General features: G+C 66.4%; 14 protein-coding genes. 13 read left to right on the forward strand and 1 reads right to left on the reverse strand.

Features of this window, described 5'->3' with window-relative positions:
- The first annotated feature begins 185 nt into the window (after positions 1-185).
- The 5 genes from VE25_RS06890 to VE25_RS06910 all read left to right on the forward strand — a co-directional run bounded on the left by VE25_RS06890 (position 186) and on the right by VE25_RS06910 (position 8,195).
- Positions 186-1,802, forward strand: a complete 1,617-nt coding sequence (locus VE25_RS06890; protein ID WP_046107839.1) for an ABC transporter substrate-binding protein — start codon at positions 186-188, stop codon at positions 1,800-1,802.
- Between the two features lie 71 nt (positions 1,803-1,873).
- Complete coding sequence (locus tag VE25_RS06895; RefSeq protein WP_152664533.1) at positions 1,874-4,447, forward strand: hypothetical protein; 2,574 nt, start codon at positions 1,874-1,876, stop codon at positions 4,445-4,447.
- Positions 4,448-4,483: 36 nt separating this feature from the next.
- Positions 4,484-5,419: an ABC transporter permease gene (locus tag VE25_RS06900; RefSeq protein ID WP_046107840.1), complete on the forward strand. Its 936-nt coding sequence runs from the start codon at positions 4,484-4,486 to the stop codon at positions 5,417-5,419.
- Complete coding sequence (locus VE25_RS06905) at positions 5,419-6,306, forward strand: ABC transporter permease (RefSeq protein WP_046107841.1); 888 nt, start codon at positions 5,419-5,421, stop codon at positions 6,304-6,306. Before VE25_RS06900 ends, VE25_RS06905 begins: the two co-directional genes overlap by 1 nt.
- Before the next feature lie 14 nt (positions 6,307-6,320).
- A complete protein-coding gene (locus VE25_RS06910) occupies positions 6,321-8,195 on the forward strand; it encodes an ABC transporter ATP-binding protein (RefSeq protein ID WP_046107842.1) in 1,875 nt (624 codons plus the stop codon).
- Positions 8,196-8,200: 5 nt separating this feature from the next.
- On the opposite strand, the gene VE25_RS06915 is transcribed toward VE25_RS06910, so the two are convergent.
- Positions 8,201-9,301: a LacI family DNA-binding transcriptional regulator gene (locus VE25_RS06915; RefSeq protein ID WP_046107843.1), complete on the reverse strand. Its 1,101-nt coding sequence runs from the start codon at positions 9,299-9,301 to the stop codon at positions 8,201-8,203.
- A gap of 176 nt (positions 9,302-9,477) precedes the next feature.
- Here VE25_RS06915 and VE25_RS06920 point away from each other — a divergent pair, with 176 nt between their 5' ends.
- From VE25_RS06920 to VE25_RS06955, 8 genes are all read left to right on the forward strand, one after another.
- A complete protein-coding gene (locus VE25_RS06920) occupies positions 9,478-10,263 on the forward strand; it encodes an IclR family transcriptional regulator (RefSeq protein WP_244466876.1) in 786 nt (261 codons plus the stop codon).
- A 174-nt stretch (positions 10,264-10,437) separates the two neighbouring features.
- A complete protein-coding gene (locus VE25_RS06925) occupies positions 10,438-11,424 on the forward strand; it encodes an NAD-dependent epimerase/dehydratase family protein (protein WP_201776047.1) in 987 nt (328 codons plus the stop codon).
- Complete coding sequence (locus tag VE25_RS06930; RefSeq protein WP_046107846.1) at positions 11,424-12,320, forward strand: carbohydrate ABC transporter permease; 897 nt, start codon at positions 11,424-11,426, stop codon at positions 12,318-12,320. The genes VE25_RS06925 and VE25_RS06930 overlap by 1 nt, the downstream gene beginning before the upstream one ends.
- Positions 12,317-13,147 (forward strand): carbohydrate ABC transporter permease, encoded by an 831-nt coding sequence (locus VE25_RS06935; protein WP_201776048.1) that lies wholly within the window; start codon positions 12,317-12,319, stop codon positions 13,145-13,147. Before VE25_RS06930 ends, VE25_RS06935 begins: the two co-directional genes overlap by 4 nt.
- The gene (locus VE25_RS06940; RefSeq protein WP_046107847.1) at positions 13,144-14,145 is read left to right on the forward strand and encodes a zinc-dependent alcohol dehydrogenase; all 1,002 of its coding nucleotides are present in this window, start codon (positions 13,144-13,146) and stop codon (positions 14,143-14,145) included. Before VE25_RS06935 ends, VE25_RS06940 begins: the two co-directional genes overlap by 4 nt.
- Positions 14,142-15,185, forward strand: coding sequence for a dihydrodipicolinate synthase family protein (locus VE25_RS06945; protein WP_046107848.1), 1,044 nt, complete (start codon positions 14,142-14,144; stop codon positions 15,183-15,185). The genes VE25_RS06940 and VE25_RS06945 overlap by 4 nt, the downstream gene beginning before the upstream one ends.
- Positions 15,185-15,970, forward strand: coding sequence for a Gfo/Idh/MocA family oxidoreductase (locus tag VE25_RS06950; protein ID WP_046107849.1), 786 nt, complete (start codon positions 15,185-15,187; stop codon positions 15,968-15,970). The genes VE25_RS06945 and VE25_RS06950 overlap by 1 nt, the downstream gene beginning before the upstream one ends.
- A gap of 84 nt (positions 15,971-16,054) precedes the next feature.
- Positions 16,055-17,299: an ABC transporter substrate-binding protein gene (locus VE25_RS06955; protein ID WP_052731786.1), complete on the forward strand. Its 1,245-nt coding sequence runs from the start codon at positions 16,055-16,057 to the stop codon at positions 17,297-17,299.
- Positions 17,300-17,437 lie beyond the last annotated feature (138 nt).

Raw genomic sequence — 17,437 nt, forward strand, 5'->3', positions numbered from 1 at the left:
CGATGCGGAAGCTTGCACGGCGCTGCCGCTCCAAACTTCCACCATGCGGAAAACGGAAGCCGCATCGCCTTGACCCGATTTTTTTGGCAGCGCTACCGTCCCCGGCTATTGAGCGCTTGGCGCCATGCCGGCAGATGCAACGCGGCATGCGTCAGCGGCGCGGATTCGCGACGGGAGGATTAGGAATGCAAATCAACAGACGCAGTTTCATCGGCGGCATGGCCGCGGCCACGGCGGGCTTGAGTCTCAGCGCCGTCATGACCGGTCACGCGTTCGCGCAGGGCACCGACACCATCAAGATCGCCTTTGCGGCGCGCGGGCTTCGCACCATCGACCCGCATAAGTCGATCCAGGGCGTCGACAACTGGGCGATCATCGCCCTCTACGACAAGCTCGTGGACCTGCCGCGCTGGAAGTTCCCCGAGACGCAGGACGACCTGGCGCCGCGGCTTGCCACCAGCTGGTCGAGCTCGGCGGACGCCAAGACTTGGACCATCCAGCTGCGCGAGGGCGTGCAGTTCCACAAGGGATACGGCGAGATGACGTCGGAAGACGTCAAATACACCTTCGACCGGGCGACCGACGGCCCGCGGGTCGGGGGCGTGCGCGCCAAGTTCACCAACATCGCCAGCGTCGAGACCGACGGTCCCTATACCGTCATCTTCAACCTCGAGCAGCCCGATCCGCTGTTCCTGCTCGGCGTCCTCAGCGACTATGACGGCGCCATCATGAGCCGGAAGGCGATCGAGGAGATCGGCGAGGAAGAGATCGGCACCAATCCGGTCGGCACCGGCGTCTACATGCTGGAAACGGTGCACACCGACCCCTCGCAGGGCATAACCCTTGCGGCCAACCCCGACTATTGGGACACGCCGGCCGCAACCGCGAAGATCCAGTGCCTCTATATCGCCGACACGACCGCGCGGACGCTCGCCATCCTTTCCGGCGACGTCCACATGATCGAGGGCGTGCGTGCGCCGGGCTGGGCCGATTCCATGACCCAGCGCGATCCGAACCTCATCTTCGACGTGGTCAGCCCCGGCAGCTTCTTCACCATTCAGTTCAACCTGACCAAAGCCCCCTTCGACGACATCCGGGTGCGCCAGGCGATCTGCTACGGCATCGACCGGGACGAGATCACCGGGGCCATCGCGCCGATCAGCAAGCGGACATACGGCCTCAATCCGCCCTCGTTCCCGGGCGGCTTCACCGCCGAAACCATCCCGGCGGAGGTCGCCTACAATTACGATCCGGAAAAGGCTAAGGCGCTGCTGGCCGAGGCCGGGTTCCCCGATGGCCTGACGTTCAGGAACGACACTTCGCAGCGCGAGGATTTCTCGGCGATCATGCTGATGATCCAGGACCAGCTCCGCCGCATCAATGTCGACATGGAGCTCAATATCAAGGATCACACGGCGTTCCACGCCGACCAGAACATCGGCACCAACATCATCAGCCAGCAGTCCTCGGCGATGCCGCCGGTGCCGACGCAGGTGATCCTGACCTATCTGCCGGCAGAGGCCGAGGTGAAGTCCGACGGCAATGGCGGCTCCAACATGAGCCACTACGGCGTCGCCATACCGGGCATCGACGATCTGCTGGCGCAGGCGCTCGCCGAGCCGGACCTCGATAAGCGCATCGCCATCGTCCAGGAGATCGAGGTGCAGGCCTTGAAGGACGCGGTGATCCTGCCGGTCTCCAACAACGGCTTCATGATCGTGCGCTCGCCCAAGATCGATCTCGGGTTCGAGGTGGAGTCCGGCTACGTCAACTGGCCGCTCTCGCAGGCCTCGCTGGTCTGAACCGAGGCGGAGAAAAACCGGTTCCGGGGTACGCCCCGGACCATCTTGCAGGCGGAACTGGAGTTTGAACCATGAGTGCGACCGCTTCGGTCAGTATCGTCGTGCCACAGGCGCTGAAGGAGCGGACTGCGATTGCGTGGGCTGTGGATGAGCTGGGCCGCGCGCTCGCCGGTCGCGATGTCGAAACGCGGACCGGCGAGGGCGGGGCGGGCGACATCGTCGTCGAAGTCGCCGGCGCCGGAGTGCCGAATACGGCTTCGGGCCTGGACCTGCCGCAGATCGCCGAGGCGATGGCGCTGCAGCGCGACGGCAACCGCATCACCGCCTGGGGCTACGACGAGCGCGGCATCGTCTATGCGCTGACGGAGCTTGCCGACCGTGTCCGCAATACGCAGGGCAGCGACCCGTTCGCCGGCACCTTCCCCCTCATTGAAAAGCCGACCGCGCGCATCCGCTCCATGGCGCGCCTCTTCTGCTCGGAGGAGGAGGACAAGGTCTGGTTCTACGACAGGCAGCAGTGGCGGGATTACCTGACGATGCTCGCCAGCAACCGCTTCAACCGTTTCTCGCTGACGCTCGGCATGGGGTACAACTACCCCTACCACAACCCGTGGATCACCGACGTCTACTTCTATTTCCCGTACCCGTTCCTGCTCAAGCTCGACGGCTACGACATCGACGTCAAGGAGCTCTCCGAGGAAGAGCGCGAGCTCAATCTCGAGATGCTGCGCTTCATCGGCCGCGAGGCGGCGCGGCGCGGGCTCGAGTTCCAGCTTGCGCTCTGGACGCAGCGCTACGATTTCGACGACGTGCCGCGCGCCAACTACACCGTCCGTGGCGTCACCGACGACAATCTCGCGCCCTATTGCCGGGATGCCATAACCGCGCTGTTGCGCGAGGTGCCGCAGATCACCGGCATGACCTTCCGCGTGCACGTGGAAGGCGGCATCGCCGAGGGCGAGTACGGGTTCTGGGAGGAGGCGTTCGCCGGGGTCAAGGCCGCCGGCCGGCCGGTCGAGATCGACATGCACGGCAAGGGGCTCGACTGGAAGATGATCGACATCGCCCGCGCCACGGGCCTGCCGGTCGCGGCCTCCCCCAAATATCTCGCCGAGCACATGGGCCCGCCCTACCACCAGTCGGCGATCCGCGACAAGGAATACCCGCCCGAGACGGCGCGCAGCGAGCGCGAGCAGCTCAGCGAAGGATCGCGCAAGTTCCTGCGCTATTCCTATGGGGACCTGCTCAAAAAGGACAAGGACTTCAAGGTTCTCTACCGCATCTGGCCGGGCACGCAGCGCGTGCTGCTCTGGGGCGACCCAGCCTTCGCCGCCGGCTACGGGCGCAGCTCCATGTTCGCCGGTTCCGACGGCGTCGAGTGGTGCGAGCCGCAAAGCTTCAAGGGGCGCATGGGCACGGGCATTCCCGGCCAGCGCTTCACCTACCAGAAGCACGGCCTCGCCACCCGCCAGGACTGGCGCAAGTACGACTACCAATACCGGGTCTGGGGGCGGCTCCTCTACAATCCGGACGCGCCGCGCGAAAGCTGGATGCGCTGGCTCGAGCGCGAGTGCGGCGATGCAGCCGAGCACTGCGAGGCCGGGCTCTCCTGGGCGAGCCGCGTGCTGCCGCTCGTGACCCTCGCCCACGGGCCGTCGGCATCCAACAACCACTATTGGCCCGAGATCTACACCAATCTCGGCCTCGTCGAAGGTTCGGGCCGGCGCGCCTATGGCTTCGACATGGAAGGGCCGACCCGCTTCGGCAACGCGCCCACCTTCGATTCGGCGCTCTTTGCCAATCCACGCGAATATGCCGAGCTGCTGCTCAAGAGCGAAAGCTCGCACCGCTATACCCCGCTCGACGTCGCCGACTGGCTCGACGACATGGCCGAGGGCTGCGAGACGGCGCTGACCGCCGCGCGTCGCAAAGAGGACTTCGGCCGCGCCGAGGTGCAGCGCATCCTCGCCGACGTCGAGATCCTCGGCGGTATCGCCCGGCACTTCGCCGAGAAGTTCCGGGCCTCGGTCTGGGCGGAACTGTTCGTTGCGACCAAGGCCTCGGCCCTCATCGAGCCGATGATCGACTATGCCCGCCGTTCAGTCCTTGCCTGGGAGGGCGTCGCCGCCGTCTCGCGCGACCTTTACGACGACGACATCACCTACGGTCCGCAGTCGTGGTTGCGCGGCTCCTGGCATTCGCGCCTGCCGGAAATGCAGGCCGAGCTCCTCGATCTCGAGTCCCTGCGCAACTACGGCGGCACCGAGTCCGTGCCGATGGACGAACGGCTGGAGGCTGCGATCGCCGCCCTCAAGGCCCGGCGCCCCACGCGCGCCGACCCTTCCGGCATCAGGGCGCCGGAGACGTTCCGGGGCGGCGAGCCCATCGCCGTCTCCTGCGCGACGGCGGCCGACGAAGAGCCGATGCTCCACTACCGCCACGTCAACCAGGCCGAACGCTGGCGCGCGATGCCCATGGCCCGCAACGGCCACGGGTACGTCGCCGAGATACCGGCCGACTACACGCGGTCCGACTATCACATGCAGTTTTTCGTGAGCCTCAAACAGAACGGGCAAACCGTTATCGCGCCCGGGCTCGAGACCGACCTGGCCAACGAGCCGTATCTGACGGCGCTCCAGCGCTAGGCAAAGAAACGCCGGCGACGGCGTGGGAGGAATGAAATGGCGAGATACCTACTGCTGAGGCTGGCCGATGCCGTGCCCACGGTCTTTCTCGTGCTGCTCCTGGTGTTCATCGCCATGCGCATCCTGCCGGGCGATCCGGCGATCGCCGCGCTCGGCGACATGGCGACCACCGAGCAGCTGCAGCTCTTTCGCGAGCGCATGGGGCTCAACGATCCGCTCTGGCTGCAGTTCATCAATTTCGTCAAAGGGGTGCTGACCCTCGATTTCGGCACGTCGATGATGAGCAACCAGAGCGTTCTGGGGCTCATCCTCTACAACCTGCCCTACACGATCGAACTGACCATCGTCGCGATGCTGATAGGCATCCTTCTTGGTGTGCCGCTCGGCGTGATCGCGGCGACGAACCGCAACAAGGCGCCCGACAGCGGCGTGCGCGCCTTCTCGCTCATCGGCTACGCCATCCCCGACTTCTATCTCGGGGCGCTCCTGCTCATCACCTTCTCGCTCAATCTCGGCTGGTTCCCGATCAACGGGGGCGGGGAGGGTTTCGCGGACCGCATGTATCACGTGTTCCTGCCGGCCCTGACCCTCGCCTTCGTCAAGGCGGCCTTCATCGGCCGGCTGACGCGCACCTCGCTTCTCGAGGTGCTGAGCAAGGATTATGTGCGCACCGCCCGGGCCAAGGGCGCCAAGGAGAACCGCGTGATCTACGGCCATGGCCTGCGCAACGCGCTGCTGCCGATCACCACCGGCCTCGGGCTCAGCACGCTCGCCACCCTTTCCGGGTCGGTTGCCATCGAAATGGTCTTCAACCGTCCCGGCATCGGCAAGCTCCTGATCAGCGCCATTGCCGAGCGCGACTATGCCGTCATCCAGGGCGGCATCGTCGTCTTCGCCATGTTCGTGGTCCTCATCAACCTGATGATGGACCTCGTCTACATCGTCGTCGACCCTCGCATCCGGATGAAATGATGACCAGCATCACAGAAACCTCGCCGCACCTGCTGGCGCCGGAGCCGAGCCGTCTCCAGGCGCTGAAATCCATCATCCTCGGCCGCCCCGGCACCATCGCCGCCGTCGTCGTCATCGCGCTGCTCTGCATTGTGGCCGTGTTCGCGCCGATGCTGGCGCCCTACGACCCGCTCACCCAGTCCATGCTCAAGATCAACCGCACGCCGAGCTGGGAGAACTGGCTGGGCACCGACCAGTTCGGCCGCGACGTGCTCTCGCGCATGATCTACGGCTCGCGCAACTCGCTGATCTTCGGGCTGATCTCGCCGTTCTGCGCAGCGGTGATCGGCACGACGCTCGGGGTCATCGCCGGCTATTTCGGCGGCATCGTCGACCGGCTGCTCTCGCGCGTCATCGATCTGCTGCTGGCTTTCCCCGAACTGCTGCTGGCGATCATGATCGCCGCCGTCCTCGGCGGCGGGTTCTGGAACGTCATCTTCGTCATCACCATCGCCTTCGTTCCGGGCTTTGCGCGCGTTGCACGGGCGCAGACGCTTGCGGTCAAGCAGGAGCCCTATGTCGAGGCGGCGATCTCGGTGGGGGTGAGGACGCCCGTCATCATCTTCCGCCACATCATCCCCAACATCATGGCGCCGATCGTGGTGCTGATGATGCTCTGGGTTGCCTCGGCGATCCGGCTGGAAGCCTCGCTCAGCTTCCTCGGCATCGGCACCCAGCCGCCCAACCCCAGCTGGGGCAACATCATCAAGGACGGGCTCAACAACATCTTCGGCTCGCCGTGGCCGATCATCGGGGCGGGCGCGGCCATCACGCTCGTCGTCCTGTCGTTCAACCTGGTGGGGGATGCGGTGCGCGACGCGCTCGATCCGTCCACGTCGCAGAACTGAAGGAGCGAGGGACCATGACTGATACCGGTACTGCCTCGTCCCCGTCGCTCGACACGCCCGGGAACGGCGAACCCGTGCTTTCGGTGCGCGATCTCAAGACCGCGTTCCGCACCGGCACGGGCTGGACGCAGATCGTCAAGGGCATCTCCTTCGATATCGGCGCGCGCGAGACGCTGGCCGTCGTCGGCGAATCCGGCTCGGGCAAGAGCGTCACCGCGCTTTCCATCATGCGGCTGCTGTCGCCGGAAACCAGCCGCATCGAGGGGTCGGTCCGGCTCGGCGGGCGCGAGCTCCTGACCCTGCCCGAAGCGCAGATGCGCATGGTGCGCGGTGGCAAGATCGGCATGGTGTTCCAGGAGGCGATGACCAGCCTCAATCCGCTGGCCTCGGTCGGCGACCAGATCGCCGAGGCGCTATCGATCCATGGCCGGTTCACCGGCGCTGCCGCCGAGGCCGAGGCGGTGCGCATGCTCGAGCGCGTGCGCATCCCCGCAGCCAAGGCGCGTGCCAGGAACCTGCCGCACAACCTTTCGGGCGGCATGCGCCAGCGCGTGATGATCGCCATGGCCTTGGCCTGCAAGCCGCAGTTGCTCATCGCCGACGAGCCGACCACGGCCCTCGACGTCACCATCCAGGCGCAGATCCTGCAGCTCATCAAGGAGCTGCAGCGCGAGGAGGGGATGGGGGTGCTCTTCATCACCCACGACATGGGGGTCGTCGCCGAGATCGCCGACCGCACCGTGGTCATGCTCGGGGGCGAGGTGGTGGAGCAGGGCCAGACCGAAGACATCTTCGCGGCTGCCCAGAGCCCCTACACCAAGACCCTCATCGCCGCCGTGCCGCGTCTCGGATCGATGACCGGCAAGGGCCAGCCGGAGCACTTCCCAGTCGTTGACCGCAAGACCGGTGTGCTGAGGCCCGCCGAGTCCCGCCCCGACACCGTCGACCACGCCGGGCAGCCCGTGCTTTCGGTCAGGAACCTCGTCAAGCGCTTCGATCTGACCAGCGGTCTTTTTGGGGCCGTCCACGGGCGCGTCCACGCGGTCGAGAACGTCTCGTTCGACCTTCAGGCCGGCGAGACGCTCTCGCTGGTCGGCGAATCCGGATGCGGCAAGTCGACGACCGGACGCGCCATCATGCGTCTCATCGAGCCGCAGGGCGGCGCGATCTCGATCGACGGCACCGACATCCTGGCGCTGGACAAGGCGCGCATGCGCGACATGCGCCGCCACATCCAGATGATCTTCCAGGACCCGTTCGCCAGCCTCAACCCGCGCATCCGTGTGGGCGAGGCCATCGCCGAGCCGTACCTCACCCACAAGCTCGGCACGCGGCAGGAAGCGCGCGCGGTGGTCGCGGACCTCCTCGAGCGCGTCGGGATGGATCCGCAGGTCGCGAACCGTTATCCGCAGCAGTTCTCCGGCGGTCAGCGCCAGCGCATCTGCATTGCGAGGGCCCTCAGCCTTTCGCCCAAGGTGATCGTCGCCGACGAGTCGGTTTCGGGCCTCGACGTCTCGATCAAGGCGCAGGTCGTCAACCTGCTGCTCGACCTGCAGCAGGCGTTCGGGCTTTCCTATCTCTTCATCTCCCATGACATGGCGGTGGTCGAGCGCATGAGCCACCGGGTGGCGGTGATGTATCTGGGCGAGATCGTGGAACTGGGGCCCTCCGCCGCCGTCTTCAAGAACCCGCAGCATCCCTACACCAAGCGGCTGATCTCGGCGGTGCCGATCCCCGATCCCTCCCGGCGTGCCCAAGTGCGCAAGGTCGCAAACGACGAGGTCAGAAGCCCCATTCGTCCGGCCGACTACGTTCCTCCGCAGCGATCCTACCGCGAGGTCTCGCCGGGTCACGTCGTGCAGGAGTGGGAGGGTGACTGGAAGATGTGAGCCCGTCAGCTCAGCGTCTGCAGGATGGTGCGGTCGCGAACCGCGGGCAGTTCCCCGCGCCGGTCGGTGCTTGCCCGCTTCATGATCTCGAAGCCGAGGTCGACGATCGGTTCGCCGATCTCACCGCCATTGAGCTGATCTCGCACCGCCATCATCGCCTCGTAGCCGCAGCGCCAGCGGTGGATGCGCACGCTGCTCATGGCGGGGAAGGCGGCCTCCATGTAGTCGAAATCGTTGAAGCCGGCGATGCCGACCCGGTCGGGCACCGGAACGCCGCGTGCGTTGCACGCAAAGAGCGCGCCGAGGGCCAGCACGTCGTTGTTGCAGAAGATCGCATCCACGTCCGGCCGGCGCTCCAGCATGGCGAGCATCAGCTCATGCCCCATCATCGCGGTCGAGAACAGATGGTCGTCGGTCTTGACTGCTTCGTCGTTGCCGACTTCGCCGATGAGGTCCGGATCGTAGAGCCCTGCTTCCTCCAGCGCGCACCGGTAGCCGTCGAAGCGCTGCCTGGACCGCAGGTTCATCCAGCCGGCGAGAAACCCGATGCGCCGGTAGCCCGCGTCGATCAGGTGCTGCGTCATCTCCCGGCCGGCCCGTTCATGCGAGAACCCGATGATCTTCTGGATGGGGTCGTCGGTAAGGTCCATGATCTGCACGACCGGGCATCCGGCCCGTTCCAGCATCGCGCGCGAGACGGCGGTCTGCTCGGTGCCCGAGACGATCACGGCGGCCGGCTGGTGCCGGAGGATCGTGGTGAGCTGGGCCTCCTCGAGCGCGTTGTTGTAGCGGGTGTTGGTGATCTCGATGCGCAGCCCGCTGTCCTCGACCCCGTCATAGATGCCGCGCAGCACGTCCGAGAAGATGTTCTGGGTCAGCGAGGGGACCAAGACGGCAACGACGTCGGTGCGGCGCGAGGCGAGGGCGCGCGCGTTGAGGTCGGGAACGTAGCCGAGTTCGCGCACCGCCTCCTCGATGGACTTGCGCAGGGCCGGCGAGACCTTGTCGGGCTGGCGCAGGGCGCGCGAAACGGTGATGGCGCCGACGCCGGCGCGGGCGGCGACATCGGCGATGGTCGGGCGTCCGGTGGCCCTGCGTCTACCCATTCGGTCCCCCCGATTTGTCGGACGGGCGACGTTTTGCGCCGCTGCGTCCTCGAGTTGTTCTTTTGCGTCACGCGGGTCTCGACATCAAGCCGAGGCCAGTCGTTGACGGCAACTCTTGGTAGCGCTACCATAGCTGGATAATCACGGTTCTGTCGAGTTGCCAAGAGGAGAGGCGAGTGGACAAGGATCTCAACGGCCGCGTGCAGTCGGTCGATCGGGCGATGATTCTTCTGGAAGTGCTGGGGGGCGAGGCGAGCGGCCAGAGGCTGACGGATCTGTCGCGCGCGACAGGATTGTCGCTGACCACCGTCCACCGGTTGCTGACGACGCTCGAGCAGCGCCGTTTCGTCCATTTTTCCGCCGCGGACAGTCTCTGGCGCATCGGGCCGCAGGCTTATGCGGTCGGTTCGGCGTTCGTGCGCGACCGCACGTTCGTCGCACCGGCGCTGCCGTATCTGCGGCGCCTGCGCGATCAGACGCGCGAGACCGCAAATCTGGGCGTGGTGGAGGACGGCGAGATCATCCTCGTCAACCAGATCACCAGCCGCGAGATCACCCGCGCCATCTCGCGGGTCGGCGGGCGCACGCCCATGACCGCCTCCGGCATGGGCAAGGCGGTGCTCTCGTGCTATTCGCCCGACGATGTCAGCGCGCTGCTGCGCCGGCGCGGCATGCGCAGGATCACCCGCAAGACTCTGACCTCGCGCGACGCACTGGAGCGTGAGCTCGCCGATGCCCGGGTCAACGGCTACAGCATCGACGACGAGGAGTTCCTGACGGGCCTGCGGTGCGTGGCCGCGCCCGTCTACGACAGCCAGGCGGAGGTCGTGTGCGCCATATCGGTTTCCGGCCTGCCCGCGCGCATGACGCCGGAGCGTATCCCGAGCCTCGGGCGGCTCCTCGTCGACACCGCGGCGGAACTTACCCGGGCCCTGGGCGGCACGCCCCCGCAGCCTGCCTGATCGGCAGGATCCGCACCGACGTTTCCTGAGTGGCCTCGATTCCGCACGGGTTTCCCGTCGGATTCCTACCCGCTTGACGTCATTGTCATCTGGTGTAAGCTCAGGATAATTCATAATGTGAAATAACAGGGACGGGTTATGGATCGGGCGCTGTTTTCTGCCTTCGAGGATCGGATGACCTCGCCGAGCGACGCCCTGATCGAGGACCTCGCCGCGATCGATGGCGACATCCTCGTCCTCGGCGCCGCCGGCAAGATGGGCCCGACGCTCTGCAAGCTCGCCCAGCGTGGTCTCTCGGCTCTCGGCAGCGGGCACAAGGTCATCGCCGTCTCCCGCTTCAGCTCTCCCGAAACCCGTGCCGATCTCGAGGCGTCGGGTGTCACCACCATCGCCTGCGACCTTCTCGACGATGCTGCCGTCGCCGCGCTGCCGCTCGCCGAAAATGTCGTCTACATGGTCGGCACCAAGTTCGGCACCAGCGGCGCGCCGCATCTGACCTGGCGCAACAACGTCTATGTCTCCGGCCGCATCGCCGAGCACTACCGCGCCTCGCGCATCGTCGTTTTTTCGAGCGGCAACGTCTATCCGCTGAGGAGGCTCGGCGAGGGCGGGGCGGACGAGCACGTGCGCCCGGACCCGATCGGCGAATACGCCCAGTCGGTGCTCGGGCGCGAGCGCATGTTCGAGTACGCCGCCGGCACCTGGGGCACGCGCGTCCTGCAATACCGGCTCAACTACGCCATTGACCTCCGCTACGGCGTGCTGCACGAGATCGCGCGCGCCGTCTGGGAGGGCCGGCCGGTCGACGTCGCCATGGGGTCGGTCAACGTCATCTGGCAGGGCGATGCCAACGAGGTGGCGCTGAGGAGCCTCCTCCACGCCGCCAATCCGCCGCGCATCCTCAACGTCACCGGCCCCGAGACGGTGAGCGTGCGTTGGCTGGCGGAGGAGTTCGGCCGGCGCCTCGGCAAGACGCCTGCGATCGAGGGGCAGGAGGCGCCGACGGCGCTCGTCAGCAATGCTGCCGCCTCGCACGCCCTCTTCGGCTATCCGCGCACCAGCCTCGGGCAGATGATCGACATGACGGCGCAATGGGTTCGCGAGGGAGGCGAGCGATGGGACAAGCCCACCCACTTCCAGGAACGGCAAGGCCAGTTCTGATGGAAGCCGAGCCGCGCCTTGCGGCCGTTCTGCGGGCTCTCACCTCGCGCGAGGCACGTGCCGGCTATGCCTTCGTGCTGCCGGCGCTCGTCCTCTTCATCATCTTCCGCATCGGCCCGACGCTCGCCGGGCTGGTGCTCTCCTTCATGGAGTACCGCATCGGGCGGTCGAATTTCGTGGGCCTCCAGAACTTCAACCGGCTCTTTGCCGATCCGATCTTCTGGGAGAGCCTGCGCGTGACGCTCACCTACGTCGTCATCAGCGTGCCGCTGACCACGGTCGTCGCCTTGATGATGGCGCTCCTCGTCAACCAGCCGGTGCGCTGGCAGTCGTTCTTCCGCTCGGCGTTCTTCCTGCCCTACGTCACCAGCCTCATCATGGCCGGCATCATCTGGGTCGCGATCTACGGGCCGAGCGGCCCGATCAACGCCATTTTCGCGCTTCTCGGCCTGCCGACCGCCAACTGGCTCGAGCAGCCGGGCTCGGTGCTGCCGGCCATCGCCGTCATGTCGGTGTGGAAGAACTTCGGCTATTCGATGATGGTCCTGCTCTCCGGCCTTCTCGCCATCCCCGGCGAATACTACGAGGCGGCCGAGATCGACGGGGCCAGCTCCTGGCGCAAGTTCACCTCGATCACTCTGCCGCTCCTCAAGCCCACCCTCTTCTTCGTCGTGGTCATCGAGACGATCGGCGCCTTCCAGGTGTTCGATGCCGTTTATGTCATGACCAATGGCGGCCCGGTGCGCGCCAGCTACACCCTCGTCTATATGCTCTACGACCAGGGCTTCAAATTCTTCAACTTCGGCGCGGCGAGTGCGGTCGGTGTGGTGCTTTTCGTCATCATCCTCCTGATCTCGCTGGTGCAGCGCCGGTTCCTCAGCGAGCGCGCGTCATGACGATGGAGGCGACACGCTCGGTAAACCTGCGCTCGGCCGGCACCTATGTGGCGCTGATCCTTGCCGCCATCTGCACGGTCTTCCCGTTCCTGCTGATGGTTGTGGTTTCGCTGAAGCCGCGCGGCATCGGCAACATCTTCCAGATGCTCAACCTCGATGGCATCAGCCTTGCGAGCTACGACAAGATCCTCGGATCCGCAGATGTCTGGACGTGGACGTTCAACTCGCTCGTCTATTCCGTCGTCTCGGTCGTCCTCGTCCTCCTGTTTTCCTCCATGGCCGGCTACGCCTTCGCCAAGAAGCGCTTTCCGGGCAAGGAGGCGATGTTCTGGACGTTCCTTGCCATGCTGATGGTGCCGACGCAGGTCACCCTCATCCCGCTCTTCATCCTCCTTTCCTGGTTCAACGGCATCGACACCTATTGGGGCCTCATCATCCCCACCGTCGCCAATGCCCAGTCGATCTTCCTCATGCGCCAGTTCATCGCCGGCATTCCGGACGAGCTCATCGAGGCGGCGCGCATCGACGGGGCAGGGGAGTGGCGCATCTTCTGGCAGATCATCCTGCCGCAGACCGGGCCGATCATGGCCACCATGGGCACCTTCGTCTTCCTCTGGCACTGGAACGACTTCCTCTGGCCGCTGCTCGTCGCGCAGAGCGACGCGACGCGGACCCTGACCGTCGGCCTCGCCTCGCTGCAGTCCGAGCAGGTCAACACCAGCGAGATCATGGCCGGAACGACGCTCTCGTTCGTCCCGACCTTCATCGTCTTCCTCCTGCTGCAGCGTTTCTTCGTGCGCTCGATCATGACGAGCGGCCTCAAATGAGCGGGCTGGTGCGTCACGTCCTGCGGGTCAAGGCGAAAAGCGCGGCGTTTGCTGTCGAGCCGTTGCCGGAGCTTGCCGAGCGCCATGTGCGGGTGCGCACCGCGTTCTCGGCCGTCTCGATCGGCACGGAGATGACGGCGGTCACCACCCGCCCGGACGGCACGGCGCTGGGCTACAGCGCCAGCGGCATCGTCGAGGCGGTCGGGGCGGACGTGGCGGACATTAAGCTAGGCGACCGGGTCGCCGTCTACGGAGCGCCCTACGTCCATCACGCGACCCTCCTCGATGTGCCGGTGACGCTCGTTGCCCCGGTGCCGGAGGACGTTCCACTCGAGCACGCCGCGTTCGGGGGCATCGGCGCCATCGCCCTCCACGGCGTGCGCCAGGCCAATCTCACTTTCGGCGAGCGGGCGCTGGTCGTCGGCCTCGGGCCCGTCGGCCATTTCGTGGCATTAATCCTCAAGGCTGCCGGCATGGACGTTGTCTGCGTCGAGCCCGGCGCCAGGCGCCGCGAGCTCGCGCAATCCGTCGGCCTCACCGTCGTCGAGAGCATCGAAGCGGCCGAAGGCCCGTTCGATGCGGCGCTCCTCACCGCCCACGGACCCGACGACCTGCTCGGAGCCTGCGGCGAGAAGCTGCGCCTGCGCGGGAGCCTCGTGGTCGTCGGCGACCTGCCCGTCGTCATCCCGCGCGAGGTGATGTTCTCGCGCGAGATCGCGCTTTCCGTCAGCCGCGCCGGCGGGCCCGGCCGCTACGATCCGGACTACGAGGGCAAGGCGCAGGATTACCCCGTTGCCTATGTGCGCTGGACCGAGGGGCGCAACCTCGCCCTGATGGTCAAGCGCATGGCGACGCATTTCGATCTTTCCGCCCTCGTCACCCACACCTTTCCCGCATCCGATGCCGCCGGCGCCTATGCCGACATCTCGGCCGACCGCGGCGCGACTCTCGGCATCCTCTTCGACTTCAAGGACCTCGATTTCATGGATATGGCATGAACATCCGCTCGTTCCTCCGGCAAGGCCAGGTCATCCCCGCCCATCCGCTCGCCCTCGACGATTTCGGCGTGATCGATACGCGCAGCCAGCGGGCACTCACCCGCTATTACATCGAGGCCGGCGCCGGGGGCGTGGCGGTCGGCGTCCACACCACCCAGTTCGAGATCCACGGTAACGGCATGCTGAAGCCGGTCCTCGAAATGGCGGCCGAGGAAGCGGCCGGTGCAGGGCGCGAATTCGCCCTCGTCTCGGGCGCCGTCGGCAAGACCGAGCAGGCCGTGCGCGAGGCGCAGCTAGCCCGCGACCTCGGCTATCATGCCGTGCTCCTCAGCCTCGGTGCGATGCGCGAGGCGAGCGAGGACGAGTTGATCGAGCATTGCCGCGCCGTCGCGGCCGTGATGCCCCTCATCGGCTTCTATCTGCAGCCGGCGGTCGGCGGGCGCGTGCTGCCCTATACCTTCTGGCGCGCGTTCTTCGCCATCGATAATGTCGTCGCGGTCAAGGCGGCGCCCTTCCACCGCTACTGGTCGCTCGATGTCATGCGCGCCCTCGTCGACAGCGGCCGGGCCGATGAGATCACGCTTTATACCGGCAATGACGACCATATCCTGCTCGATCTGGTGCTGCCGACGCAGTTCACGCCCGGTGGGGAGACGGTCTGCTTCACCGGCGGCCTCCTCGGCCAATGGGCCGTGTGGACCAAGGCGGCCGTGGCGCTTTTCGAGGAAGCCAGGATGCACCGCCAAGCCGGGAGCGTGCCGGCCGAATTCCTCACCAAGGCCCAGCAGCTGACCGACGCCAATTCGGCGGTCTTCGATGTGGCCGGCAACTTCAAGGGCTGCATCGCCGGCATCCAGTACGTGCTCTGGCAGCAGGGCCTCATCCCTTCCATGCGCTGCGTCAGCGACCATGAGGTGCTCTCGCCCGGCCAGGTCGACGCGATCGAGCGCGTGCGCCGCGCCTATCCGCACCTCACCGACGATGCGTTCGTCGCCGCCAACCGCTCGCGCTGGCTCGATGGCGCGCGAAGGGCAAGCTGATGCTGAAGCTCGGCGCCATCGGCACCGCCTCCTCGCACCTTGCGCATTTCGCGCGCGAGCTTGCCGGCGACGTGCGCATCGTGCGCGCCCTGGCGCTGCCGGGCGATCCGCGCAACGTCCCGGTGGGCATCGAGCTGCGCGAGGCTGCGGAAGGCTTTGCCGACGGCCTCGACGGCATCCTCGTCCTCACCCGCGACGGGCGCAACCACGCCGCCGAGGCGCTGCCTTATCTCGCGCAAGGCCTGCCGGTCTTTATCGACAAGCCGCTCGCCTGCGACCTCATCTCGGCCGAGAAGATCGTCTCCGCCGGCCGCGTCGCCTCGTTCTCCGTGCTGCGATTTTCGCCCGAGATCGAGGAACTTCGCCGCAACGGGATCGCGCTGCGCGAAATCCGCGTGCCCGGCAACTCCGCCAGTCCCAATGCCGGCTTCTGGTTCCTCGGCATCCATGGCGCCGAGCTCGCCTGCGCCCTCGCCGGCCGACCTCGGATCGAGAGTGTCAGCGTGGAAAGCGGTGTTCTTGCCGCGCGGCTCACCGGCACGTCGGGTGCGTTCGACATGGTCCTCGACCCGGCGGCCAAGGACTATGAGCTTCGCCACCGGGACGGTCACATCATTCTCGATGTCGAGATCGCCTATAGGGAAGGCGCCCGGCAACTCGAACGGTTCTTCGCCGGTGAGGACGTCATCGCCGCCGCCGATATGCTGGCGCCCGTGGCCTTGCTCGAAGAGGTGCTCACTCGCGCCCTGGCGCGGGCCATACCGAAGGTTTCCAGCCTCGCTTGACGCCCCGGGAACGGCGTGAAGCGGAGTGGTTAGTACAGAAAGTGGTTTAATCGTCGGACCTGCGGGTCCTCATGGAGGGAACAGATGAAAACGACACTTGCCCTGTTGATGGGCGCAACCATGCTCGCGGCGCCGCTTTCGGCCAACGCCCAGGAGGCCGTGAGCGGCAGGGTGGACCTCTGGGTCTATCCCGTCATCAACGACACGGCCACGCACCAGGGGTTCTGGGACGGGGTCATCGAGCGCTTCAACGCCGAAAACCCGGATGTCGAGGTGCGCGTCGACATCCAGCCCTGGGCCGGGCGCAACGAGAAGTTCACCGCAGCCGTCTCGGCCGGCCGCGCGCCGGACCTCGTCTACCTGATCCCGGACCAGATCCCGCAATTCGTGCGCCTCGGCGCCCTCGAGGCGATCACCCTACCCGAGGATGTCGTTGCCGATTACCTCCCCGGCGCGCTGCAGGGTGCAACCTATGAGGGGGCGCTCTATACCGCCCCGGTGCTGATGAGCGCGGTGGCGCCCATCTACAACAAGGTCCAGTTCGCCGAGGCCGGCATCGAGACCTTCCCCAGGACCTGGGACGAGCTCAAGGCTGCTGCCCCGGCGTTGAAGGAAGATGGCGTCTATCTCCTGCAATACGGCGCCTCGCTCGAAGAGACCCTCAACCAGACCTACTATCCGCTGCTCTGGCAGGCGGGCGGCCAGGTTTTTGCGGAGGACGGCAAGTCGGTCGCCTTCAACAGCCCGGAAGGCTTGAAGGCCCTGCAGTTCGTCGTCGACATGTTCAAGGAGGGCTATGCCGATCCCTCGACCGTCTCGGCGACGCTGCGCGGCACCGACGCGCCCATGGCCCAGAAGCGTGCCGCCATGCAGCTTTCGGGTGGCAGCGACGTGGTCAAGGAGCTGCAGGAGCTCTGGGGGCCCGAGGAGGTCGGCGTCGGCGACCCGATGACCGAGGCCGAGCAGATCACCTACGGCACCGTCGGCGGCTTTGCCATGCCCGTCAACAACAACGACAACGCCGCCGCGCAGGCGTTCCTCGAGTTCCTCATCCAGCCCGAGAACCTTGCCGAGTTCAACACCATCAGCGGCTTCTTCGGTCCGCGCGCCAGCATGGGCGCGATCCACAGCGACGATCCGTTCCTCAGCCAGCTCGAAAGCTACGTGGCCATCGCCACCCCCGGCGAGATCCACCCGCTCGCCCGGCAGGTGATCTCGGTCCTCGCTCCCGAGATCCAGGGCGCGATCCTCGGCAGCAAGACGCCCGAGCAGGCCCTCGCCGACGCCGAGCGCACCGCCAACGACCTCATCGCGCGCGAGGGTCTCTGAGAGACATGGAATGCCGGTGTCTGCCACCGGCATTCCCACCGCCCCGATGTCATTCCGGCGAAGGCCGGAACCCATCCTGAGATATCTCCACAGCCGCAAGGTCGGCTCCCCTCCCCCTTGAGGGGAGGGGTCGGGGGT

Source organism: Devosia geojensis, assembly GCF_000969415.1.
Classification (GTDB): domain Bacteria; phylum Pseudomonadota; class Alphaproteobacteria; order Rhizobiales; family Devosiaceae; genus Devosia; species Devosia geojensis.